Source organism: Mucilaginibacter phenanthrenivorans (genome assembly GCF_024721155.1).
GTDB classification, from domain to species: Bacteria; Bacteroidota; Bacteroidia; order Sphingobacteriales; family Sphingobacteriaceae; genus Mucilaginibacter; species Mucilaginibacter phenanthrenivorans.
This window is the reverse complement of sequence record NZ_JAHVAP010000005.1, coordinates 615059-640082: the sequence shown is the minus strand read 5'-3', so window position 1 is coordinate 640082 and position 25024 is coordinate 615059. Positions and strand designations below refer to the sequence as shown.

At 44.6% G+C, this 25024-nt stretch carries 13 protein-coding genes; 7 read left to right on the top strand and 6 right to left on the bottom strand.

Annotated features, from left to right (window positions below):
- The first annotated feature begins 4 nt into the window (after positions 1 to 4).
- The 4 genes from KXD93_RS14830 (at position 5) to KXD93_RS14815 (ending at position 4365) form a co-directional block, all read left to right on the top strand.
- The gene (locus tag KXD93_RS14830; protein WP_258137945.1) at positions 5 to 766 is read left to right on the top strand and encodes a ThuA domain-containing protein; all 762 of its coding nucleotides are present in this window, start codon (positions 5 to 7) and stop codon (positions 764 to 766) included.
- 56 nt (positions 767 to 822) lie between these two features.
- Positions 823 to 1353, top strand: a complete 531-nt coding sequence (locus KXD93_RS14825; RefSeq protein WP_258137944.1) for a DUF4468 domain-containing protein — start codon at positions 823 to 825, stop codon at positions 1351 to 1353.
- Positions 1354 to 1364: 11 nt separating this feature from the next.
- Entirely contained in the window at positions 1365 to 2126 is a 762-nt protein-coding gene (locus KXD93_RS14820) for a ThuA domain-containing protein (protein WP_258137942.1), read from the top strand.
- A 211-nt stretch (positions 2127 to 2337) separates the two neighbouring features.
- Positions 2338 to 4365 carry a copper amine oxidase gene (locus tag KXD93_RS14815; RefSeq protein ID WP_258137941.1) on the top strand — a complete coding sequence of 676 codons (2028 nt, stop codon included), beginning with the start codon at positions 2338 to 2340 and terminating at the stop codon, positions 4363 to 4365.
- A 210-nt stretch (positions 4366 to 4575) separates the two neighbouring features.
- Here the strand turns inward: KXD93_RS14815 and KXD93_RS14810 are convergent, their stop codons facing one another.
- Both KXD93_RS14810 and KXD93_RS14805 read right to left on the bottom strand, forming a co-directional pair.
- Positions 4576 to 7497, bottom strand: a complete 2922-nt coding sequence (locus KXD93_RS14810) for a triple tyrosine motif-containing protein (RefSeq protein ID WP_258137939.1) — start codon at positions 7495 to 7497, stop codon at positions 4576 to 4578.
- Positions 7498 to 7740: 243 nt separating this feature from the next.
- Complete coding sequence (locus tag KXD93_RS14805) at positions 7741 to 8505, bottom strand: ThuA domain-containing protein (protein WP_258137937.1); 765 nt, start codon at positions 8503 to 8505, stop codon at positions 7741 to 7743.
- A gap of 309 nt (positions 8506 to 8814) precedes the next feature.
- Between KXD93_RS14805 and KXD93_RS14800 the strand changes: the two genes are divergently transcribed.
- The 3 genes from KXD93_RS14800 (at position 8815) to KXD93_RS14790 (ending at position 17440) form a co-directional block, all read left to right on the top strand.
- A complete protein-coding gene (locus tag KXD93_RS14800; protein WP_258137936.1) occupies positions 8815 to 11871 on the top strand; it encodes a SusC/RagA family TonB-linked outer membrane protein in 3057 nt (1018 codons plus the stop codon).
- 24 nt (positions 11872 to 11895) lie between these two features.
- On the top strand, positions 11896 to 13491 hold the full coding sequence (locus KXD93_RS14795) for a SusD/RagB family nutrient-binding outer membrane lipoprotein (RefSeq protein ID WP_258137935.1): 1596 nt from the start codon (positions 11896 to 11898) through the stop codon (positions 13489 to 13491).
- A 283-nt stretch (positions 13492 to 13774) separates the two neighbouring features.
- Entirely contained in the window at positions 13775 to 17440 is a 3666-nt protein-coding gene (locus KXD93_RS14790) for a CheR family methyltransferase (protein ID WP_258137934.1), read from the top strand.
- 205 nt (positions 17441 to 17645) lie between these two features.
- On the opposite strand, the gene KXD93_RS14785 is transcribed toward KXD93_RS14790, so the two are convergent.
- The 4 genes from KXD93_RS14785 to KXD93_RS14770 form a co-directional block, all read right to left on the bottom strand.
- A complete protein-coding gene (locus tag KXD93_RS14785) occupies positions 17646 to 19928 on the bottom strand; it encodes a GH92 family glycosyl hydrolase (RefSeq protein ID WP_258137932.1) in 2283 nt (760 codons plus the stop codon).
- Between the two features lie 145 nt (positions 19929 to 20073).
- Positions 20074 to 22248: a hypothetical protein gene (locus tag KXD93_RS14780; protein ID WP_258137931.1), complete on the bottom strand. Its 2175-nt coding sequence runs from the start codon at positions 22246 to 22248 to the stop codon at positions 20074 to 20076.
- Between the two features lie 74 nt (positions 22249 to 22322).
- Positions 22323 to 23075 (bottom strand): DUF3823 domain-containing protein, encoded by a 753-nt coding sequence (locus tag KXD93_RS14775; RefSeq protein WP_258137930.1) that lies wholly within the window; start codon positions 23073 to 23075, stop codon positions 22323 to 22325.
- 10 nt (positions 23076 to 23085) lie between these two features.
- On the bottom strand, positions 23086 to 25023 hold the full coding sequence (locus KXD93_RS14770; protein WP_258137928.1) for a RagB/SusD family nutrient uptake outer membrane protein: 1938 nt from the start codon (positions 25021 to 25023) through the stop codon (positions 23086 to 23088).
- Between the last annotated feature and the right edge of the window lies 1 nt (position 25024).

Genomic DNA, 25024 nt, shown 5'->3' with positions numbered 1-25024 from the left:
AGAAATGAAAAGAATAACCCTAATAGTTGGATTGTGCTTATTGAGTATGGTAAGCGCGTTGGCACAAAAAGCACCCCGCTTTAAAGTGATAGCTCTTTATGAAAATGGCGGGCACCATATTGAATACTCAAAACGGGCGAAGATCTGGCTGGATAAGCTGGCTGCCGACAGCAACTTCACCATCGACTACATCCAGAATACGGATAAGATTGACGATGCTTTTTTAGCAAACTACCAACTCTTCATCCAATTGGATTACGCACCGTACGGATGGAAGCCAAAAGCAGTTGCCGCTTTTCAAAACTACATAGAGCAAGGCAAAGGCGGCTGGATCGGCTTTCACCATGCTACTTTGCTGGGCGAGTTTGATGGCTACCCGATGTGGGACTGGTTCAGCAAATTTATGGGCAATACCCGCTATAAAAATTACATAGCGACGTTTGTAAAAGCTACAGTAAACGTGGAAGATAAAGCGAGCCCGGTTATGAAAGGGGTGTCGCCATCTTTCATGGTAGAGAAGGAAGAGTTTTATACGTACGAAAAAAGCATGCGCGATAACGTACATGTGCTGGCTTCCGTGGATGAATCAACCTACGTGCCGAACTCTGATATTAAAATGGGCGATCACCCGGTTGTATGGACAAACCCTAACTACAAAGCACGCAATATTTACATTTTTATGGGACACTCACCTGTCCTTTTTGAAAGTAAGGATTATACGACCTTGTTCAGTAACGCCATTTTTTGGGCAGCAGGGAAGAGGTAGGGAGGAAGTCCGAAGGTCCGGGAAGCCAGTAAAGTCTGAAAGCTTAAAAAGAGATCATGATAAAGAAAATAATTATAGCCCTAAGCCTGCTGCCTTGTTTTTGTATCGCGCAAAGCGATACAAAAATGGTGGTAATGCAGATGCAGAATGGAAAGATCTATTTTGATAATGCTTACTCACTTAACGTATCGCTTAAAAAAGATGAGCTGTTTAACCGTGCCGCCAATTGGCTTAAAGGGGCCTTTCAATACCCTGATAAAAGCATTGACGTTACCGATAGTAAGAAGGGCGAGGTTGCCGGGACAGGCGTATTCAAGATCATCACCAGCGAAGCCGGGCACTATTACTGGCTGAAGTTTACTGTGAATATCGTGGTACACAACGCCACTTATGAGCTTAAGTTGCACGATTTTTATGAAAAACCAATAGAACCTGGTATCTCCAACGAGTATTCAAAAATAGAATACCGCTGGTGGGATTACCGGCAGGGCAAACCATGGAGCCCGGAGGACAAGCCTTTATTTGAGGGGATGAGTAAGGATTTGAATGAGATGATGGCATCGCTGCAGGCGGCAATGAGCAAATAAAACCATAACCAATGAAAAGAAATTTACTAAAGGCGGTCTTAAGCTTCGCACTAATCTTAACACTGCAAACCATATCGTTTGCCCAGGCACCAAAGTTCCGGGTGCTGGCGCTTTACTCCACCAATGTGGAATCGGACCATGTGGATTTTGCAATGCAGGCCATGAAGTTTTACGGAAAGTTTGCTGCGAAAAAGGGTTTTGGCTTTGACACTACCTCGCATTGGGATGACCTGAATGATGAAAAATTAAAAAGCTACCAGGTGGTGGTGTGGCTGAATGAGTTTCCGCACAACAACCAACAACGTGATGCCTTCGAAAAGTTTATGACGAATGGCGGGGCGTGGCTGGGTTTCCATGTATCCGGATATAACGACAGGTACACCAAATGGACCTGGTTCGTAAATTTTTTAGGGGCCACATTTTACAACAACAACTGGCCGCCGCTGCCAGCCAAAATGATAGTGGATGATAACACGCACCCGGTAACCAAACGCATGCCCAAAACCTACATAGCACCGATATGCGAATGGTATGGCTGGAAACCCAATCCGCGGGATAACAAGGACGTTAAGGTGCTGGTTACGTTATCGCCAGAAAACTATCCGCTGGGCAAAAAGGATATCATTACCAGCGGGGATATCCCCGTTGTGTGGATTAACACCAAATACAAAATGCTGTATATGAATATGGGGCATGGTGATAAGAATTTTGAATCTGACACGCAGAATATGATGTTTGAAGATGCCATTATGTGGCTAGGCGGGAAGGAATAATACTAATAACAAATACTTGTCATTGCGAACGATAGCGCGGCAACCTCGTCGCCGTGCATATTCGCCCTGTGTGCGACGAGGTTGCTTCGTCGTTCCTCCTCGCAATGACAATGTTGTATAATTAGATTGTTTGTTAATGCAATGTTTAAGAGCCGGTTATCCTAAAGTTTGAGAAGAAACTTGTTAAGATCACTCTTTAAACAAAATAGCAATGACAAAAACATGTTTACTTTACACCCTTTTACTGCTGGCGCTGTTGGCGGGACAATCCTGTACACAAAAAGTTGATGACGACAGTCCAACTTATCCACTCGACCCATTAACGGCAACCGAAATGAAGAAGGTTGTCCAGATTTTAAAGGACAGCAAAACTACCACCGGCAAGGATATTTTTAACATCATCAACCTGAAGGAGCCGCCTAAAGCCGAGGTATTGGCTTATAAACCGGGCAAACCTTTCAGGCGGGAAGCATTTACCAGTTTTTATGATTATGCAAAAAATGGTGTAACCGAAGCTGTTATTGATTTGAACGCCGGCAAGGTTATCTCTGTAAAAAACATTCCCAATGTAATAGGGATGGGATTGGAAGCGGATTCGGTTGCCAATGCCATTGTAAAGAAGGATGCCGGTTGGGTAGCAGCACTAAAAAAACGCGGCATTTCTATTGACTCTGTCAAGCATAGAAGCATTTTTACCGGCGATATAGGTATCGCCCCCATCGGCCACCGCGAGCAATTGGTTATTGCCCGGCGCAAAAAGAACAACGTGGACATTGAGGGATTGATGGCCTATACAGACTTCACTACAGGTAAAATTCTAAAAATAGTCGATGAAGGCAATAGCTTCAGCGCCGCGGTCGACTTAAATTATTTTAAGAAAGATTCTGTACGGGAGCTTAATAAGAGCACAAAGGCGCTCATCATCACTCAGCCCGATGGACATACGTTCGATATAAAAGGCCATGAAATTACCTGGCAAAACTGGAAGTTGCGTTACGGCGTGGATAACCGCGAGGGGCTGGTGATCTATGATGTAAAATATAATGATAAAGGCAAAGAGCGCTCCATCATGTATCGCGGCTCGATGCCCGAAATGGTGGTGCCTTATGGATCGCCCGACCTGTTCCAGGCATCCTATAATTTTTTTGATGCGGGAGAATATCGCCTTGGCCAGGGTGTTGCGCAATCTATGAGTCCGGGTGCGGACGCTCCTGAAAATGCAGAATACACGCCAGCAATTTTACACCGGGAAAACGGAACACCCTTCCAGATTGACAGGGCAGTGGCCATTTTCGAGGAGTATGGCGGTACGCTTTGGCGCCATAGCACCGTATCGCGCAGGGCGACCAACCTCGCCATAAAATACTACACCATGATAGAGAATTATGATTATGCCTTCACCTGGCGCTTTAAGGAAGATGGCACCATTGATGTCGACGTGGAGCTTACCGGTATAGTTGAGGTAAAGGGCGTTCACCGCGTCAACGAAATGGATAAGCCGGATAAAGACGACCTATCCTATAACGGGCATTCATTCGGCACGTTAGTTCATAAACATGTAGAGGCTATCAATCACCAGCACTTTTTTGTGTTCAGGATGGACCTGGATATCGACGGCGCAAAGCATAACAGCGTTATGGAAATGAACTCCAAGCTGGTGCCACCGGGTAAGGATAATCCTTATGGTAACGCCTTTTATGTTGATGGTACTCAGTTTAAAACCGAGTTGGAAGCACAGCGCGATGTGGATTACCTGAGCGCCCGCAACTGGCACATTTACAACAATATGGAGATGAATGATTACGGCCAGCATGTTGGCTATATGCTAATGCCCGGTGCACAGGCCAAAACATTTGTTCCAGAAGGTTCATTGCTGCGAAAGAAGGCTGGGTTTTTAAACCACCAGTTTTGGGTCACACAATATGCCGAAAATGAAGAATATCCCGCCGGCAGGTATCCGGCAAGTAATAAAGTTTATGACGGCCTGTCGGAGTGGACGGCAAAGAACCGCGCCATCGATAATAATGATATCGTGGTTTGGTATGTGGCAGGGATAACGCACATTGTAAGGCCGGAGGAATGGCCGATCATGTCTGTACATCACATGGGCTTTTCGCTAATGCCATTCGGGTTCTTTTCAAGCAATCCAACCATCAACAATACCAATCCTGATTTTATAAAAAAGCAGTTTAAAGATGTGCAGCTAAAGCAGGAGGGATCTGATATTGAGCATGAGTAGTAGCAACTAACAACAAGATCGTCATTGCGAGGCTGGTTGCTCGCACCCGGCTTCGAAGCAATCTCTAAACTATGCAGGTATCGGAGTAAAAAGCTATGTGTTTACCAAACAGCGGCTGTGAGGTCTGCGGAAATCATAAAGGTTCGTTGCTTGTCCTGTGCAGAGTTTGCTTCGTTCCTCGCAATGACGACGTTTTGAGTTGTTATATTTTTAATTTGTTATCTCAATCAAAAAATCATACAGATGCACTTCTGTAGAAAGGCCTAATTTTTTGCGCACCCGGTACCTGCTGATCTCGACGCCTTTAAGCGAGATATTGAGCAGCTGGGCTATTTCCTTGGATGTGAGGTTGAGCCGTAAATAGGCGCACAGCTTTAAATCTGTTGAGCTGAGGCCGGGGAACTTTGTTTTCATGGTGCTCAGGAAATTGTTATGCACCTGGTCGAAATACATGGCGAAATGGTTCCAGTCGTCATCTTTTTTATCGGTATCGCTCAGCATCCTGAAAACACTGCGGAACTGGTATGCCGGATCGGGGATGTTTAGTTTTTTGGTGAGCACCATTAATTCATCCTTGATGTTAAGCAGTAAACGGCCTCTGTCGACCAGGTGCATGGTCAGTGTCGCCAGTTCCTTATTTTTATAGTTGAGCTCGGTTTCAAGGTTCTCATTTTTTAGGGCGATGATCTCTTTGTCGCTCCTGTCAAGCTCAAGGCTGTGGAGGTATTGCAGTCGACGCTGTTCATCATCGTGCATTTTTTGTTGCAGCTCAAACTTACGGTGCTGCGCCTTAGCCGCCCAGATAATTATCCCGGCAATGATCAGGGCATAAAAGAAATAAGCCCAGGGAGTTTGGTACGATGCCGGTTCTACCTTAAAAGTATAATTTACCGGAGCCGAGGCGTTACCAAGGTTGTTGCGGGTTGTTACTGAAAATGTATAAGTTCCATATGGCAAATTGGTATAGTCCTTTTCTGTTTTTGCTGACCATTTAGACCACTCCTTGTCAAAGCCTATCAGCTTATAACTGAATTCCTCATTACCTTTTTGCGCGAACAAGGTTGACGAATATTCAAAGTGGAACGAGTTCCAGTGATTGGTAAGCTTTGGCGTTTGATTGAGATACTGGACGTTGGCAACCTTATTATTCTTCATGAAATACCCGCCGAAAATAAGGCTGTCTTTTTCAGCAATTGTTTTAACGGTGGTTAGCAAAACGTTCAGCTTATTTTCAGTGGCAACGTATTGGCGATAGTTTAAATGATAAATGCCATTTGTTGACCCGACAAAAACATTTTCGGCATCGTAAGGATAAATAAACCCTGAACCCTTTACCACTTGCCCGGACAGTTCGGGGAAATAAATAACGTTATACGGTTTTGTGGAAGTTGGCTTGCTGAAGTCAACAACCCCAACGCGTTGGTTACTGATGAACCAGATGTTCCCGGACTTATCTTCTGTTAAATACTGAACAGGCGCATCCCCGAAGATTGGATTAAAATATGCCGAGCGCACGAATTTATTTTTAGCACCGCTATATTCATAAACACCCTTTTCGGTACCTGCGATAATTTTATTCCTTAAAAAATATACCTGGTTATTCAGTACCGATGGCAGTCCATTTTTATCGGTGTATTGCGTATAGATCACTATTCTCTTCCTGTCGGGAGAGAGCTGAATCCTGTAAATTCCCCGGTACGGATGCGATGCCCATATGGTATTGGTGTTATCACGTGCCAGAACCGGCAGCGATTCATAAATACCAGGAATTTTTCCTGCGTCAGTAAGCTTGCCGCCCGTGTTTTGCAAAAGCTGTAAGCCTGTGTACGTACTGATAACAATATCAGGCGTGCCGGGGATCGGTTTGAAGATCCATGCACCGTGTCCCGTGGCTATTGGCTCTGCGCGATTGCCCCGAAGTATCATGGCGCCTTCCTGTTGTGCTATGGCCAGGTTGCCGTGTATGTCGCTTAAATTATAGACTAATCCTCTTGTGTTATCAACCTCTGTAAAAACGCCTTTGCCTTTGCTGATGTCTGTTTGCTGCCCGTTTAGTGGAATGCTGTATAAGCCATTTGTTGTGCCTACGAACAGCTTTTTGTCGAAAACGATGGCCGCGTTGCTTTTTACCTGGTTTTCCTTATCGATATAAATATGTTTAACGGAAGTATTGTAATTTATAAACCCCAGCCCGTTTTCGAGGCCGAGCCACAGGTTTTTGTCATGATCGGTGAGGATGGCGTGCAAGTGATTATTTTGCAGGCCCTCGTTAATGGAGAAGCGTTCAACCTGGTTCCCGTTTCCATCTATAATAAAAACGCCGTTTGCCGCAGTGCCTATTGCGTACCTGTCATCGGCGATTTTTTTTGTGCAGGTAACCAGGTCTTTGCTTAAAATATTATCGATGGATACACTCTTATGGGTGAGGGAGGATGCGGTGAGTAAAAACAAGCCTTTTTTTAGGGTGGTAAGCAGCAGCGTATCCTTTTTATAATCAGTGATGCCCGTAACCTGCAGGCCGGTGGTTGATAATGTGCCACAACAATGCTGCCATTGGTTGTTCTTAAAAAACATCAACCCGGAATCCCTGTCTTCAGCATACAGTTGTGAGCCCGCCTTCGCCAATAAACGCCAGCCGCCCGGTGCATCAAAAGTTTTTAGTTCGTTATCCTTTAATTCAAAAATACACTCGATGGTGCGGAAGAAAACTTCATTATTTACAACAGCAACATCCCAGATATCCGCAAATTGCCTGGCCTTCTGTGGAAGCAGGTTTTTTAACGAATGGAATTTTAAGATGCCGTTATTATCAGGAAAGAAGTACCCCACCTCATCCTGTCCGCCGCAATAGATCCTGCCCGCTGCGTCAATAGCAACCGACTTAATGGCCGCCTTATTTGGCATCTGGTAAATTTTCCAGTAACTGCCATCGAATGATAAGAGACCCTCGTCATTAGCAAAATAAAGCATGCCGTTTCTACCCTGGTTAATACCCCAGATTTCTGTGCCTGCATTGTAATCGGTATGGGTGTAATTTTTAATGGCAGGAATGCCGATGGTGGGCTGAGCAATAGCCGGGCAGCTTAATGCAATAAGCAGGAGCAGCAATAAAATATTTTTCCTGATCAACATCCCGGTTAATAATTAGAACCGAAAGTTAATGAAGATTTTACATTGTAGTGTTGTTCAATATTGGTAAAATATCGATTCTAGCTTTATTTGTGCCTTTTTAGGCGCATTTCGAAAATTGTTGTAGTGGTGATGTAGAGGGAGGGGAAGTCCATAGTCCATGGTCGATAGTCCATGGCTTAGGAAAAGGTTCATATTTCAATCTTGATTTTTCAATCTCAATTCTCATATCTCACGTCTCAAATCTTATTTCGCTGCCCAAAATATACTATTGCGTATCAGCGTAGTGAAGTTGATGTCATCAAACAGCTCGGGGAAGTGGCCCATGGCTATATAGATGTTTTTTGCCTTAACATGCTCGTTGGTCCATATTACGGGGTGATCGCCCATTTTAACGTCTTTTGCCGGATTGTACGTCGTCTCGTCAATACTGGCGATTACGCGTACATTTGGTCTGGGACTCTTATTATATATATACCATTCATCCTTTGTAATAAATGTTGGCGCAATCCCTTTCATTGCGGGATGTGTTCTGTCTTCAACGGTAAGCTTTGCATCAGTGCCGCCCGGAATGTGCAGCTTAAATTCAATACCGCCCATAAAACCCGAATACCATTGCCACATAGGATAGCCATCAAATACTCCCAGCAATGTGGGGTGGTGAAAACCTACCCAACCGCCCCGGCCGTTTTCAATATAATCTTCAAAGGCATCCTGGGCGTCCTTCTCCCATGGATAGGGTGGATAATCCAACTGGATAAACAATTGATATTGTTTCAAAAAATCCTTGTTGATCTGTTTAGTGTCGCTTATATAATCTATGGTGAAATTACTATCGGCAGCGAGCTTAGTTAGCCACACTTTTGCGGCCACATCAAACTTGGCATGGCCACCTCCGATTTCTGCAATAGCAATGGCTTTAAACCGGGGCCTTTGCGCTGTTTGCGCTACCAGGTTTTTACTACCTGCAATAAATAAATAGAAGGCAATTAGTACGGCAAGTTTTTTCATTTAAGGTTTACTTTATATATGACGCAGGGGCTTTGCCACCTGTGACAATTATATATTAAACTTTCGGTTTTAACAGCCTTTATCGCTAAAAGTAGAGGCAAAGTAGTGCAGGTGTTTTAATAGGTAATAGGCTGTTCAAAAACCATTCAAAAGTTGAACAAATTGAAACATAAAAACCTGCATATCAACTGAATTGTCTGCGCCCCTACATTACCACTACCAGCTCTGAAAAGCTATGTAATCACAAATATTTCATTGTAAGTTCGGTCAAACTAACATCCTATTTCTCACTTTAAAAAAAACTTTTTTATGAAAAAACTCTACACGTTAGTTGCGTTTTTGCTTGGCTGCTTTATGTATGCATCGGCACAAAATGTAACTGTAAAGGGTACTGTGACAGATGATCACAACCAGCCCCTGCCGGGGGTAAACGTTAAGGTAGCCGGAACAACCAACGGTACCTCAACCAGTGTCGACGGAGCATTCTCCATCAGCGCGCCTGCAAATTCCTCGCTTGTGTTTTCCTACATAGGCTATGTAAGCCAAACCGTAAAGGTTGGCGGAAAAACGGTAATTAACATTACCCTAAAGGACGACCAACACGTTCTGGAAACCGTAACGGTAACAGCGCTTGGTATTGAGCAAAAAACCAAGACACTTACCTACGCCACGCAAAATGTATCGGGCGATGAGTTAAACAAGGTAAAGGACGACAACTTTATCAACTCATTGGCAGGTAAGGCGGCAGGTGTGGTAGTTACCAAGGGAACCGGTGGCCCGGGCAGCCCTACAAGGGTCGAGATCCGTGGTCAAAAATCAATTGGCGGTAACAGCGCGCCGTTGTATGTAATTGACGGGATCCCTATTGGCCAAGCATCAGGCGGGTCAATGACCGGCTTTGGCGGCGGTGATAGTCCTGACCCGCTTTCTCAAATCAACCCAGATGATATAGCAAGCACCGAAATATTAAAAGGTGCGGCTGCGGCTGCACTTTACGGTAGCTCTGCGGCAAACGGTGCAATTTTAATTACTACTAAAAAAGGAAAGGCCGGCCAAACGAGGATTGATTTCAATTCTTCAACTTCATTTGAGAATCCCATCTCTTTGCCAACAACACAAACCCAATATGGGCGTACCGTGGCAACACAAAATGATATGTGGGGAGCTAAGGTGTCAAACGGCAGCGATGCCTTCATTAAGGATTTCTTCAATACGGGGAAAAGCTATATCAATGGTGTGACAGTAAGCGGCGGTAGCGATATTGCCACGTTTTACGCTTCGTATGCCAATACCAGGGCAACAGGTATTGTGCCCAACAACTCGCTAACCAAACACAATTTTACAGTAAAGGGGTTGGCTAAATTCTTTAAGGGTAAATTAACAGTCGACGGATCTGTGAATTATATCAACCAGAAGCAGGAAAACCCGCCGCGTGCCGGTTTTTATATGAGCCCGATATTCAGCTTATATTTATTCCCCACTGATGATAATTTCAACAATTACGGAAAGGTTGGTAATAAGTATGAAACGTTTAACTCGGTGCGTGGATTGTATGATCAGAACTGGCCATATGAGCGGAATGAGGCAAGTACCAACCAAAACCCTTACTGGATCCAATATAAGGACCTGGACGAAAATTTCACTGCCCGCAGTATTTCATCATTCAGAGCAAAATATGATTTTACCAGTTGGTTAAATATCCAGGTTCGTACCACCTTAGATCAGTATAACTATAAAAATACCGTTAAAAATGCCGCAGGAACCGACAATATTGACGTTGGGGATGGTGGTAATTTCACTGGCACCTACGGCGTATATACCGGCTTCGGTACGCATTTATATTCAGACGTTTTGTTGAGTGCAAGCGGCAAGGTTAGCAAAGATTTTTCCCTGTCGGGTACTTTGGGTTTGAGTGATGACCGTACCTATGATTACAGCGAAGGCTTTTCAAGCAGTAATAGCTTCGGGATGCTTTTTCCTAACTTTTTCAGTATTAACAATTTCGATTCTGCCCACCCTTTTAACTATGGTGAAAGTGAGAGTAAAGGCATCAGCCAGGCAGCATTTGGTACGGCAACTGTTGGATTTAAGGAAACCGTATACCTTGACGTTACTGCGCGTAACGAATGGGCATACACCTCTCCGCAGGCATTCTTCTATCCTTCGGTTGGTTTGTCATATATCCTAACAAACACTATCGGAACTTCGAATGTATTAACCTTCGCCAAGATCAGGGCATCATATGCAGAGGTAGGTGCGCCGCTGGGTCAAGGTATCAACAATACCGACCCACCATACAGCATTAACCATACAACAGGTTCAACAGACCCAAGAAATACCCTGCCATATTTCAGTGGCAGCACACAGGCCATCATCAAGCCGGAACGTACCAAATCAACAGAAGTTGGTGCAACGGTAACGTTGTTCAATAAATTGAATATCGACCTGACCTATTATGATGCACGCTCAAACGACCAGATCATAACCATCCAGGCCCCTACCGCTTCAGGAGCTCAAAACTTTGTGCTGAATGGTGGCGAGATCCGCAACTTCGGCTTTGAGGGAACCATCGGCTATCATGCAGATTTTGGAAACTTGAAATGGAATCCGTCAATAAATTTTTCTCATAACAAAAACCAGGTTCGCCAATTGAGCCCGCTTTATACTGCAGACAGGTATGTTGTATCTTCATCTGACAACTCACGCCTTGTTGCCTCTTTCCTTACCAAGCCTGTTAATGGCAAGTATGGTTCATTTGGCGATTTGTATGGCCGTGTGATTGAAAAGAATGCTGATGGTTCTGTGAAGGTGGATGACCAGGGCCTACCTGTTTTGTCTGACGTTGACCAAACTTACGTAGGCAATCCAAACCCTAAATTCCTTTTAGGTTTTAATAACAACTTCAATTATAAGGCATTTAATTTATCATTCCTGATCGACAGCCGTTTTGGCGGCGATGCTTACTCGCTAACCCAGGCCTGGTTTGATTATAAGGGTATGTCGCAAAGAACTGCTGATGCCAGAAATGCAGGCGGTGTTGACGTGAACGGTAAAAAGGTTGACGCACAAGCCTACTACGGCCGCATCTCTGGTGGTGGTAACTATCCTGCAGTTGAGGAATACCGCTATAGTGCAACAAACATCCGTTTAAGAGAACTTGCATTCGGTTACACGTTCCCGTTAGTTGGCGGCGTATTTAAAAACCTGAACGTTTCGGTAATTGGCCGTAACCTGTTCTTCTTCCATAAGGATGCACCATTTGATCCTGAACAGGCAATTTCAACAGGTACCAACGTACAGGGCATCGATTCATTCGGTTTACCTGCTACAAGGTCGTTTGGGTTTAGTTTAAAGACAACACTTTAATTGTTTATAATAATTAATAAAAACATGAAAAAATTTAGAAATAAAACAAGCGGAAAGCTTGCGATGGCGTTAATGATGGTGCTTACGTTTGCATCATCATGCAGGAAGGATATGGCGGGGCTCAACCAGGATCAGAAATTAATACCGCGTGCGTCACTGGCGATTGACGGTAACGAGGCAAGCGTGTTATTACCTGGTATGATAACTAATATTATATCCCCTACAGATTATTTGTACCAGCTTCAGCAAAACCTGGGACAGGACATTTATGGGGGATATTTAATGACGCCTACACCGTTTATCGGGAACGTGAATAACGTTACCTATTCATTGGTTGACGGTTGGGTTAATACCATCTGGGACATCCCGCAGGGAAACGTGCTAAATACCTGGCTGCAATGGAAGCTGTTAAAATATGATACCAAATATCCGGATCTGTACGGAATCGCGCTGATCTGTAAGGCCTGGGCCGCTTCAAGAGCTGCCGATGCCTTCGGTCCTATCCCATACAGCAAATTCGGTGAATCAACTGATGTTCCGTTTGATTCGGTTAAAGATGCCTATTATGCATTTTTTAATGACCTTGATTTGGCAATAGCTGCACTTTCAAAAGTTGAGGACGTAACCCCTGATGCCGACCAGATACGTTTTAAAAAGGTTGACAAAAGCGGTTTTGGCGGCGACTATGCCAATTGGATCAAGGCTGCAAATACCTTAAAATTACGTTTGGCAATCCGTATCAGCCTTATTGATGCTGCCAAGGCAAAAACCGAGGCTGAATCGGCTGTGTCAAATAAATATGGCTTGCTGGATGCTACTACTCCTCAATTCAGCGTAGTGCCGCCTGATGCAAATCCATTATACACTATTACAAATGCATGGGGTGATATCCGTTTAGGAGCGCCTATAAGCTCAATACTTGGTGGTTATAACGATCCGCGTTTACCTAAGTATGCTGCCCCTGCTGCAGATCCTGCTGCCGGTGGAAAGATCATCGGGATTCGCCAGGGTATTGCAATTGCCGACAAAGGTACTTATGAAGATTTCTCGTTAATGATTAACCAGGTTACTACACCAATAGTGATCATGAACAAGTCTGAAAGTTACTTTTTACGCGCCGAAGGCCTGTTAAGAGGCTGGAATATGGGTGCCGGTACTGTTCAAAGCTTTTATGAGAAGGGAATTCAGACTTCATTTGACGAAACATCAGCAGGCAGCGCATCTGCTTATATTGCCGATGCTACATCAACTCCTGCTGCATACGTTGATCCAAAGAACGCGGCTAATAACGCGCCGCCATTATCAAGCATTACCATTAAATGGAATGACGCAGATAGCCCGGATAAAAAACTGGAGCGTATCATTACTCAAAAATGGATCGCTGGTTTCCCTGAAGGCTGCGAGGCATGGGCCGAGTTTAGAAGAACAGGCTACCCTAAACTTTACCCGGTTAAGGTTAATAACAGCGGTGGTTTGATCCCTGCTGGTGGCTTCATCAGGCGTTTCACCTATACAACATCATTCACCAATGCTTCAAAGGCACAGGTTGATGCTGCCGTAGCTAAGGAGTTCGGCGGTGTTGACAGCCCATATAAAGCATTGTGGTGGCAGGTAAATTAAGGTACTTAATGTTGATTGGTTAATTTAAGTAAAGTTGGAAACCCCTCTTGCCGGAACGGTAAGGGGGTGTTTTTTTTGTGAGCTGGCAATAAATCGCGCGACATGATCGATACAAAAATGATTAACCGATATATTGAAACAATTTGAGCAATAAAGTGTTGTGCCTAACGTAGGCTATGCATTTAATCATATAACTCGTCTTCTACTTTAAATGTATACCTTTAGCTTGTTCAGATAGCTAATCTTATCCCATCTGCTCCCTTATATTTGTAAATCTTCCAATATGTCGTTACACGGTTCCACCCTTCCCGACAATGTCAATTCAGAAAAGCAATTTCCTGTGGTTGGGATCGGTGCCTCGGCAGGGGGCATAGAGGCATTTAAGCTTTTTTTGAAGTCGATACCTGAAAAAACAGGCATGGCTTATGTATTTGTTCAGCACCTGCACCCGGAATATGATAGTTACCTGCCTGAAATTTTTCAAAAATCCACCAAAATCCCGGTTAGCCTGATAGCCGATAATATACATTTAGAACCCGATCACGTATACGTTATCCCGCCCGGTAATATTCTTACCGCTACAGACGGGGTGTTAAAACTTGACCCCATAAAGAACAAAAAGGTTAAAACCATTGATGTTTTTTTTTCGTCGCTTGCCATTGTTCATCAAAGCTTTGCCGTTGGTGTGGTATTATCGGGCGCTTTAAATGATGGTACGCTTGGTTTACAGGTAATTAAATCGTACGGGGGCTTAACGTTTGCCCAAAGCGAAGATACTGCCATTTTTGATAGTATGCCTAAAAGCGCTATCAGATCGGGAGCTGTTGATTTTATTTTGCCTGCAGACCAGATCATTGAAAAGCTTATTTCTATTAATCAGCCTTTTCGTGCAGACTACACTAAATCGCAGATCAAACAAAATGAGCCTGAGCAGGATGAAGAGATCTTCAGGCAATTGCTTACCGTATTGCGCATAAGGCGTGGAGTTGATTTTACCAACTATAAGCAAAGCACTATTAAGCGGCGTATGGTTAGGCGCATGGCCCTTAATAAATTTGAGAAGCCCAAAGACTATTTAACTTTTTTGCGGGAAAATAAAAGTGAACAGGATGCCCTGTATAATGATATGCTGATATCGGTAACTGATTTTTTCAGGGATCCACAAAGCTTTGAATTGTTATGCAACTCAATATTCCCCGGGCTTTTATTGCACAAAAACCCATCTGAACCGCTCCGGATCTGGGTGGCAGGCTGTGCTACCGGCGAAGAAGCCTACTCAATGGCTATTTGCCTACAGGAGTTTTTAGGGGATAAGATGTCGACCCGGAAGATCCAGATTTTTGCTACGGACGTATCTGAAATGGCTATTTCAAAGGCAAGGACGGGTATTTACCGCCAAAATGAGTTGGATGGTCTGTCCTCGTTCCAGGTGCAGCAATTTCTTAACAAGGTGGATGGTGGCTACCAGGTAAATAAATCAATAAGGGATATGTGCGTTTTCGCACATCATAATTTATTAAAGGATCCTCCTTTTTCGAGAATAGATTTGGTGAGCTGCCGGAATGTAATGATCTACCTGGAGCCGGTACTTCAAAAAAGAGCATTAAATACCTTCCATTATGCACTGAACGAAAGAGGGTACTTAATGATGGGTAAATCAGAAACAATTGGGTCAAGCACCGATCTGTTTTTGCCCGTTGATAAAATTCAAAAGATCTACCAGTCAAAGGGGCCCCATGGAAAATTCAGGAATGTAACATCTGAACGGAGTGAGCAAACATTAAAGGATATAGACCAGGTAAACCTTGACAATGGGGGAGAAAGGGACATCAATAAAATTGCCGATGCCTTATTACTTTCAAAATATACCCCTGCGGGTGTTATGGTTAACCAGGCGTTTGATATTATCCAGTTTCGGGGTAAAACAGATGCCTGGCTCGCAGTATCGCCAGGCAAACCAAGCTTCCATGTGCTGAAAATGGCCCGTGAAGGCCTTTCGTTCGAGATCCGGAACCTGCTGCACATGGCTAAAACCAAAAAGACCGTAGTACGGAAGGAGGGAATCTCTTTTAGGGTAGATCAGGGACAACAGTATGTTAATATAGAGGTAGTTCCGCTCTCAGACAATGAGGAGGATTACTATTTGATACTTTTTCAAAACAGCATTCTTTCGGGAACCTCATTTTTAGCTGAAAACGGATCATCGTCCCCGCATCCGGAGGAAAATATTAATGCCTGGGTACAACGGATTGAGCAACTGGAAAAAGAGCTGAACCAAACCCGCGAGGATATGCGGTCGATAACTGAAATGCAGGAGGCTGCCAATGAGGAATTGCAAAGCGCCAATGAAGAACTGCTATCCGGAAGCGAGGAACTGCGCAGCCTGAACGAGGAGCTGGAAACATCAACAGAAGAACTGCAAAGTACTAACGAGGAAATAACGATTGTAAATAACGAACTGCTTGACAGGAATGATCAGTTAAACAATTCCCGGAAATACACCGAGGAGATCTTCAACACCATTCATGATCCCCTGGTTATTTTGGATAGGGACCTTACCGTACTTCGGGCAACCGACGGGTTTTATAACATGTTCAGGGTGAATGAAGAGGATACAGAAGGTAATTTTGTATATGACCTGGGCAATAAGCAATGGGACATCCCCGCACTGCGTCACCAGTTAGAAGTTATATTGCCGGAACAGGGCTTTTTTAAAGCTTTTGAAGTAGACCATGTTTTTAAAACCATCGGCCGCAGAATAATGCAGCTTACTGCCCGGCAATTTAATACGTACACCAATGAAAAATTGACCCTGCTGGCTATTCATGATATGACGGATAAGCGGAGGGTTGAAGAGGGCCTTGCCGAAGCAGAGCGCCTGCTGGCTGAAAGTAAGGAACGCCTGCATTTTGCAATTGAATCGGCAGGAATAGGTGCCTGGGATTTTAATCCCCTAACCCGGGAGCTTATCTGGGATAATAGAAACAGGGAGCTATTTGGGCTTGGCCCCAAAGATATAGTTGACTTTGCTGTTTTTTTAGAGCATATTCATCCTGAAGACCGCCCGTCTGTTGAGGATGCCATAGACAAGGCGCTAAAGGGGAAGAACAACGGCGAGTTTAATGTAGAGTACCGTACCGTAGGGAAAAATGATAGCAAACTACGCTGGATAAAATCAAAGGGTAAAGCTTATTTCGACAATGACAAAAAGGCTACCCGATTTATCGGAACCGTTTTGGATGTTTCAATTGAAAAAGAGTTAGAGCAAAGTACATTAGAACTATTAAGAAAGAAGGATGAATTCATAAGCATAGCCAGCCATGAGCTGAAAACACCAGTTACAAGCTTGAAGGCATCACTGCAATTGCTGGATAGGATGAAAAATAATCCATCGCCAATGATGCCCCGGTTTTTGGACCAGGCTAACAGGAGCATGGTGAAAATTACTCATTTAATTGATGAGCTGCTGAACGTTAACAGCATGAAGGAGGGCCAGTTAAGATTAAATAAACACTTATTTCCCATTGCGGATATGCTAAAGGACTGTTGCAGCCATGTAAGGGCCATAGGTAAATATGAGCTGATTATACAGGGTGATGAAACGCTGGAGGTAAATGCTGACGAAGACCGGGTTGAGCAGGTAGTGGTTAACCTGGTGAACAATGCTGTTAAATATGCACCGGATGAAAAAAACATCTATTTAATTATTGAGAAGAAGGGTAATGCAGTTATGGTCTCGGTTAAGGATACCGGCCCGGGCATCCCAAAGGATAAGATCCCGCACCTGTTCGATCGCTATTACCGGGCCGATTATGGTGGTGGTCAATATTCCGGTATGGGTCTTGGGCTTTATATTTGTAAAGAGATCATTAAACGACACGGCGGCTCAATTGGAGTTAACAGTGAATTAGGTGTGGGATCAACGTTTTGGTTTACGCTGCCGTTGTAATCCCCCGGCAAACAACGTTGCCGCGGGTTTAGCGAAGCGTAACCCGTGGTAATGCATTCCGGAAGCTTTCAGCTTCCATGCAAAATATCTTGAATTTAATTGAAATTTAGGTGATAAGCTGAAAGCTTATCACATGCGTTGCCACGAGTTACGTCCTTCGGACTAAACTCGCGGCAGCGATGGTTTTTATTGTTACTTATGATTTTTACTTCTCATTCGACATCGAGTAGGGCACATCAGCCTTATCAATCCCCCTTTGCTTATTTGGGGTGGCCGACATATCAAAATTTAAATTTGCACCGCTCAACAAAGCCTTATGGCTTAACCAGTTGAAGTTATAAGGCTTTCCATTAACGCTCAGGCTGTTTACATATTTATTTTCGGCGCTGTTGTTGGCTGCGTTTATGGTAATGGTTTTGCCGTTTTCCAGGTTGATGGTTAACTTTTTAAATAACGGGGCTCCCAGCACATATTGGTCGCTGGCCGGGGTTACCGGGTAAAAGCCCATCGCCGAAAATACATACCAGGCTGATGTTTGGCCGTTGTCCTCATCGCCGCAATAGCCATCAGGTGTCGCCTTGTAAAGCTTGTTCATGGTTTCGCGTGCCCAGTATTGGGTTTTCCATGGTTCGCCCGCAAAATTATACAGGTAAATCATGTGCTGAATAGGTTGGTTACCATGCGCATATTGCCCCATATTGGCGATCTGCATTTCGCGGATCTCATGGATAACAGTTCCGTAATAGCTGTCGTCGAAAGTTGGCGGCAGGGTAAATACAGAATCGAGCTTGGCTATGAATTGTTGCTTGCCGCCCATCAGGTTTATTAATCCCTGGATGTCGTGAAATACGCCCCAGGTATAATGCCAGCTGTTGCCCTCGGTAAATGCATCGCCCCATTTAAACGGGTTGAATGGCGTTTCGAACGAACCATCCTTATTTTTGCCACGCATCAGGCCGGTTTGTTTATCAAACAGGTTGTGGTAGTTCTGGCTGCGTTTTTTATAGATGTCGATTTCTGACGCCGGTTTGTTAAGGGCTTTCCCTAATTGGTATATGGCAAAATCATCGTAAGCATATTCCAGCGTGCGGGCTGCGTTTTCATTAATCTTTACATCATAAGGCACATAGCCTAATGTGTTGTAATATTCAACGCCACGGCGACCTGCTGCATTCGGCCCCTCGTTATTAGCGCCATGTTTCAAGGCCTCATAAAGCGTGTTGATATCATACCCGCGCATCCCTTTTAAATAAGCCTCGGCAACTACCGATGCTGAGTTATTCCCAATCATACAATCGGCGTAACCCGGGCTCGACCATTCCGGCAGCCAGCCGCCTTCCTTATAATCATTAATGAGGCCCTGTTGCATCTCCTTGTTGATGGACGGGTACACTAAATTCAGGAAGGGATAAAGCGCCCTGAATGTATCCCAGAAACCGGTGCCTGCAAACAGGTAACCCGGCATTGTTTTGCCATTGTATGGACTATAGTGTACGTTTTGACCGTTGGCGTCAACCTCGTACATCTTATTGGGGAAGAACAACATACGGTAAAGGCACGAGTAAAAAGTGCGGCTCTGGTCGATAGTGCCGCCCTCGATATTTATATGGTTCAGCGTTTTGTTCCAGGTTGCTTTAGCCTTTTGTTCAGTAACCGCAAAGCTGTCGTTAGCCAGTTCACGCTTTAAGTTGAGTTCAGCTTGCTCAATACTGATGAAGGATGATGCTACCCGTAAATGTACCTCCTCACCCTTTTTTGTTTTAAAGCTGATAACTGCACCTGTGTGGTCTCCGGTGTATTCCAGCTGTCCTTTATCAACCTGTTTGTCGTGCCAGGCTGCTGCGAACTCAAAGGGCTTATCTACATAAATAACAAAATAGTCTTTAAAATTATCGGTTACGGCGCCGCTGTTTTTAGTGCTGTAGCCAATTATCTTTTGTTCGCCGGGAATGATCTTCACATAGGATCCCTTGTCAAAGGCGTCTATCAAAATATGTGAGCTATCGCTTTTGGGGAACGTAAACCTAAAACTGGCCGCACGCTCGGTTGGGGTGATCTCGGTTGTAACATCATAGTCGGCCAGGTAAACGCTGTAATAGTATGGCTTCGCTATTTCGGCCTTGTGCGAGAACCAGCTGGCGCGTTTATTTTCGTCAACTACTATCTTACCTATTTCGGGGAAGATAGAAAACATACCATAATCATTCATCCACGGTGATGGCTGGTGTGTTTGTTTAAAGCCACGGATCTTGTCAGCATCGTAAGTGTACTGCCAGCCGTCGCCCATTCTGCCGGTTTGCGGCGTCCAGAAGTTCATGCCCCAGGGCAGCGCAAGTGCCGGGTAAGTGTTACCATTTGACAGCGCGGGTTTCGACATGGTTCCCATCAGCGGGTTGATCAGTTCAACGGGATCTGAGACAACAGCCGCCTTTTGGGCCAATAATGTAAAAGGTAGAAATAGGGTTGCAAGTAGGGTGACTTTTTTCATAGCGTTATGAGAAGGCCTTGATTTTATATTTAGTGAATTCAATTATTTGTAATACTGTTTAATAACTTATATAAGGCAAAAAAACTTCCGCGCACAATTGCTCGTGCACGGAAGTAACCAACCTTTCCTCAAAAAAGCTCTTTTATCACCATTTCAAATCAACCTTAATACCGTCGGGGCTATTGGCAAAACCGAGGTAAAGGGTATTTGATGATGGATCCCACGATGATTTAACATCGGTAATAACTTGTCCTTTGCTGTCAGTAACCGTTGTGCTTTTCGGCTGCGCAGGTAGCAGCACACGGGCGCTGTTTACTGTTTTAGCCGGGCTTTTAGCTACAAATGTGTAGCTGCCGGCCTGTACCTGTTCGTTATAAATTCTTGATGCAGATGTAAGCACCTGCGGCTTTGTTTTATCCGCAACACGGTTCACCACATATAACAATGATTGTTCGCCGGGGTTAATAGTTTTTTCGGCGAGCACCGGCAATTGCGGGTCGAACAGATCGATCACCGGACCCTTCACTACGTAAGGCTTGCCATCGGCATTTTCATCCATTACGGCTACTATATCGTAAGGGCCGCGCTCTAAATAAAGGCTGTTTTTAAAAGTAAGCTCGCCAGCTTTTCCATCTTTTTCATAAGCACGCTTTACGGCATCTATGTAGCCGCCGTCGTTATTGGCCTGCACTACATATTCTTTAGGATTTTGCCTTAGTACATACACCGCACCTTTACCAACTTTAAAATGCTCGTTATCTTTTGTGGGGTTGATGCCCAGCAATTTGAACAAGTGTTGTGATGGCGCGGTGAATTTATTGCCCTTGGTATCCCACCATTCCATAACAGATTGGTACGGATCATCATCCTTACCGCAATAGATCAGCACACCGCCTTTTTTAACCCAGGCAGCTAACTGGTTATGTACGTCAACCGACACAGGCTTCATGTTCGAGTAGCTCATCACTAAAACCTTGATGTGTTTTAATGATGCCGCATAACCCAAATTTTCCATGTGAACAGTTTGTACCGGCACACCGCGTTTTACCAATGGTAAGGTTTGACCATAGAAGTTAGAAAATTGCGGATCTTCAAACCCATTATGCGTAGGGAAGCGCTGGAACATTAATGAATTGCTCATCAACACACCGATGCCGTTTACACCGGATACCTTGTTATCAGATTTTGGCATGCTGTTTAGTGCATTAACCATTACCTGCATTTGGGTGGAGTAAAAATTCGGGATCAGGATCTTCTCGTTACTGTTCGGTACCGGGTAAGGGTGCGTATAGATCCTTTCGGGCCATGGCATTACCTCGTAATCCGAGATCATTGGGTACAGCAACTTAGCAGTAAATGTAGCCTGGTAATTACGTTTGTAATCGCTCCAGTCATGCACCCGGTCCTCGATCGGGTCGGTAAGGAAAAACAGCTTGCGTTTGGTTGGCGCCGTCATGGATTCGGTTGAACCGTATTCAAGGAAGGCATTTTCAAATACACGCTCCTTCTTCACCCCGTTAAAAAATGTAGGTTCGCGGGCGGTACCTGTCCATACCTGGGCTATGTAACCGTCGATACCGGGCAGCGAAGCTAAGCTTGCCTCCGGACTAACAATTTGCCATGATGAGTAGTTAACAAGCGAGTGGGTTGCGATGAAAACCTTCACAGCAACGCCTTTGCTTTTGCCATATTCTTTGGCGTATGATGACACCTGTTTGATGGCATCGTAATATAAATGGTATTTTAATTTGCTCGATAGATAGGTGTTTTCGGCAGAGGCGTCCTGTGGTTTCCAGGGGAAGCCGTAATATTTTTGCCATTCTTCTTTAAATGGCGCGCTATAACCGGCGCGGGCCCAAAACTCGGGCTCCTCTAAAAATATGGTGGTGATTCCGGCATCAATTACCCTTTTAACAACAGCCGTTTTCATATAGTCAATAAACGACTGCACGGGAACTACATAAGGCATGTTTTTGCCATGCATAATGGTATCGCCCTTAATGGTTACCTGGCCTACGCCAAGATGGTTCTTACCATCCCATTTACCGAGGAAGTAATCATAATACTGTCCCCAGGCAATGCCGGTCATAAAATTTACCTGGTAGCCATGGTCGCGCCACGATTGTACACGTTGCTCAAAGGTCATCCCGGGGCGATCATTAGTGCCGTAAACAATGGCAATGTCTGACCGTACATCAATCTCGGGCATCCAGGGGCTGCTGGTTTGGAAGGCGGTTTTTTGCGGAAGCTTTTCTGTAGACTGTGCAGACACAGCGAGCGAGCTAAGCAGTAAACTGTAAAATAGGATAGATCTTTTCATTAATTATATTTTATAAATAGGGTAGATGCAGGGCGAAAAAGAGAAGGGCCGAAGCCCTCCTCAAATTAATTTGATCATGGATATGGCACTGACACAGGCGTGCTGTAATTGTATTCATCAAGGCCGGCATTTATCCTGGCGCCAACCCTGAAGTAAACATCCTGCGCAGGTAACGCTCCACCAATAGTTTTTATGGTGATGGTTTGGCCCAAAAGGCTGGTACCGTCCGATCCATTATAAGTGGTAAGTGTTGAATACCTCGGATCGTAGTTGTTATTACCATCGTATTGGGTGTTGCTTACATACAGGTTAATGTTAGTTACATCAAGCTGGTAAGCCGGATTAGCGGTGCCACGGGTAATTTTAACCTGTGCGGTAACCGATTTATCGGCGTTAAATACCGGTTTGCCAACCCATTCTATCCTCAAAAACGGCTCAACTTTAAAGTTAACGGTTGCCGAACCCTTTAAAGTTATGGTTTGGCTTGCGTCTGATATTACCGTACCTGTATTATCTGTTTGCACGATAGGCACAAACGGCCCTTCCACCGAAATTTTGTAAGTAGCATCAAACAACTTGGTATTGTTAAAAGTGCCATCCTGTTTCGATTGGAAATAATAGGGCGTAGGGTTTGCGCTATAGCTTATTTCAAGCAGTTTAACGCGTGTGCCTCCTCCTCCAATTTCCGTTTGCACGGTTTGCCCGGTGCCTGCATCAATAGTGCTGCCGGATAGTGTGGACGACGGAGCTGCGTAGTTATCCACCTTGCTGCATGAACTGGCCGCAACCACTACCAGGCACATTGCTGTATAAAATAGCTTTTTCATTTTTTATGTATTAATAACCTGGGTTCTGAATTAAGTTAGTACTCTTTGTTATAGCTCCCTGCGGAATTTGCTCATAATACCACCTTGGGTCGTAGGTGTAAGTGTCATTCCTCTCGTCGGTGCGCGCGTCAAAGAAGTATTTGCCGGCTTGTGACGAATAGAAGGGCATTAATATTTTGTAGATGGTTCCGTTTTGCTCTTTATCAAATATTCTCCACCGCCTTAAATCCCAATAGGTTTTATTTTCAAAGGCAAGCTCCTTTCTTCTCTCCATACGTAGCGTATCGATGGTAAGGGCGCCCACACCCGACAGTTGAGTTGCTCCGGCCCTTGAACGGATCTGGTTAATAACGGTAAAGGCATCAGCCGCATTAGCGCCATTGGTACCGGCGCTGCCTAGTTCCAGGGCTGCTTCAGCGCGGTTTAATAATACTTCGGCATAACGCATCTCAATCCAGGTTTGGGCCTCATTGTTTTCCTTTACCTGCGAAGTAGCAAGGTTTGGATCAAGCCATTTCCTTACCGAGAAGCCTGAAATAGCACAGGTTTGGTCGCCGGTGAAAATTCCGCTCAACCCGGCTGGGTTCATCAATGTTCCATCAGGCAGCTTATAAGCTGTTTGTGTAGATGTTGAAGAAACCTGGAGATTAGTAAGTGGGTATTGCGACCTTGATCCCGCAGGTAATAGCGGGCTAATGCCGCCGGTTGCAGCTCCTGTGTAAATGCCCCGACGGATCTCGATATTTTGACCTTTAAATACATCACCCGGGAATATTACGGTTGCCCTTAAGCGCGGCTCGGCGTTAGCAAACAGGTCCATAGTGTTGGTATACAAGTTATAATGTCCGCTTGCGTCCAATGTTTTAAGTGTGCCATCGGCATTTTTAGGTAAGCCGCCAAACATTTCCACAAAATTAAGCGTAGGGTTAACTTCGGCTGAGTAGCCGTTTGGCCCTATCAATTGGCGTGGAACGTTATAAGCATCGTAACCATGTACTGAGTTTGGATAGCTGTATTCGCGTACAAAAATGTTCTCCTTGCTTCCGGCATCAAAAAACATATTTACAAAATTTTGGTATTGTGCAGCTTTATCAGTTGGTGACCACGCCGATAAATACAGGCTGTAAATGCCATCAAGCGTTTTAGCGGCATCATAGGCTTTTTGGAAATATGATGCTGCGGCGCTTGCGGGAATTCCGCAAAGCTGGTTTTTGTTGGCATCAAACAGCGTAATAGTATTGTATTTAGCAATTGTGCCTGCATAAAGCATAGCCCTTGATTTAAATGCAGCGGCAACGTATTTATTTGCGCGGCTACCATCGCCGTAATCGGTGTTTACCGCAGGCAGGTTAGCTATTGCAAAATCAAAATCACTTGCTACCTGGTCCCAAACCGCCTGTTCTGATGAACGTGGCACTTTAAGATCGGTAACATCAGATCCCGGGGTGTAGTTTAGCACTGTATTTACAATCGGTACACCGCCTAAACGTTTTACGAGTGCAAAGTAAGTCATGCCGCGTACAAAGTAAGCCTCGCCAAGCCATGCATTTACCTGTGCAGTGCTGAATGTACTTGCATATTTAGGCAAGGTTTGAATAAAGTAATCGCAATCATGGATTACAGTATATGAACCTGACCAAAGGTCCCAGTTCCATCCGCCAAGATTTTCCTGCATCGAGCCGGTTTGGTCGCGGCTCAATGCCTCGCCTGTTGTAGCAGGCGTAGGGCTGATGATCCAAAAGAAGTTTAACCCTCTTTGGGGTGAATACCTGAAATCTTCAATAGGCAGTTCGCTGTAGAGGCGTGCCATATAGGCCTGGATACCACCGTTTGACGAAAAAACGTCTGCATCCTGGATGATATTTTTAGGTGGGATATTAAGCTTTCTGCAAGCCGAGACTCCCGCCAGTAAGAATACCAGTAATATTAAATATTTATATTTTTTCATG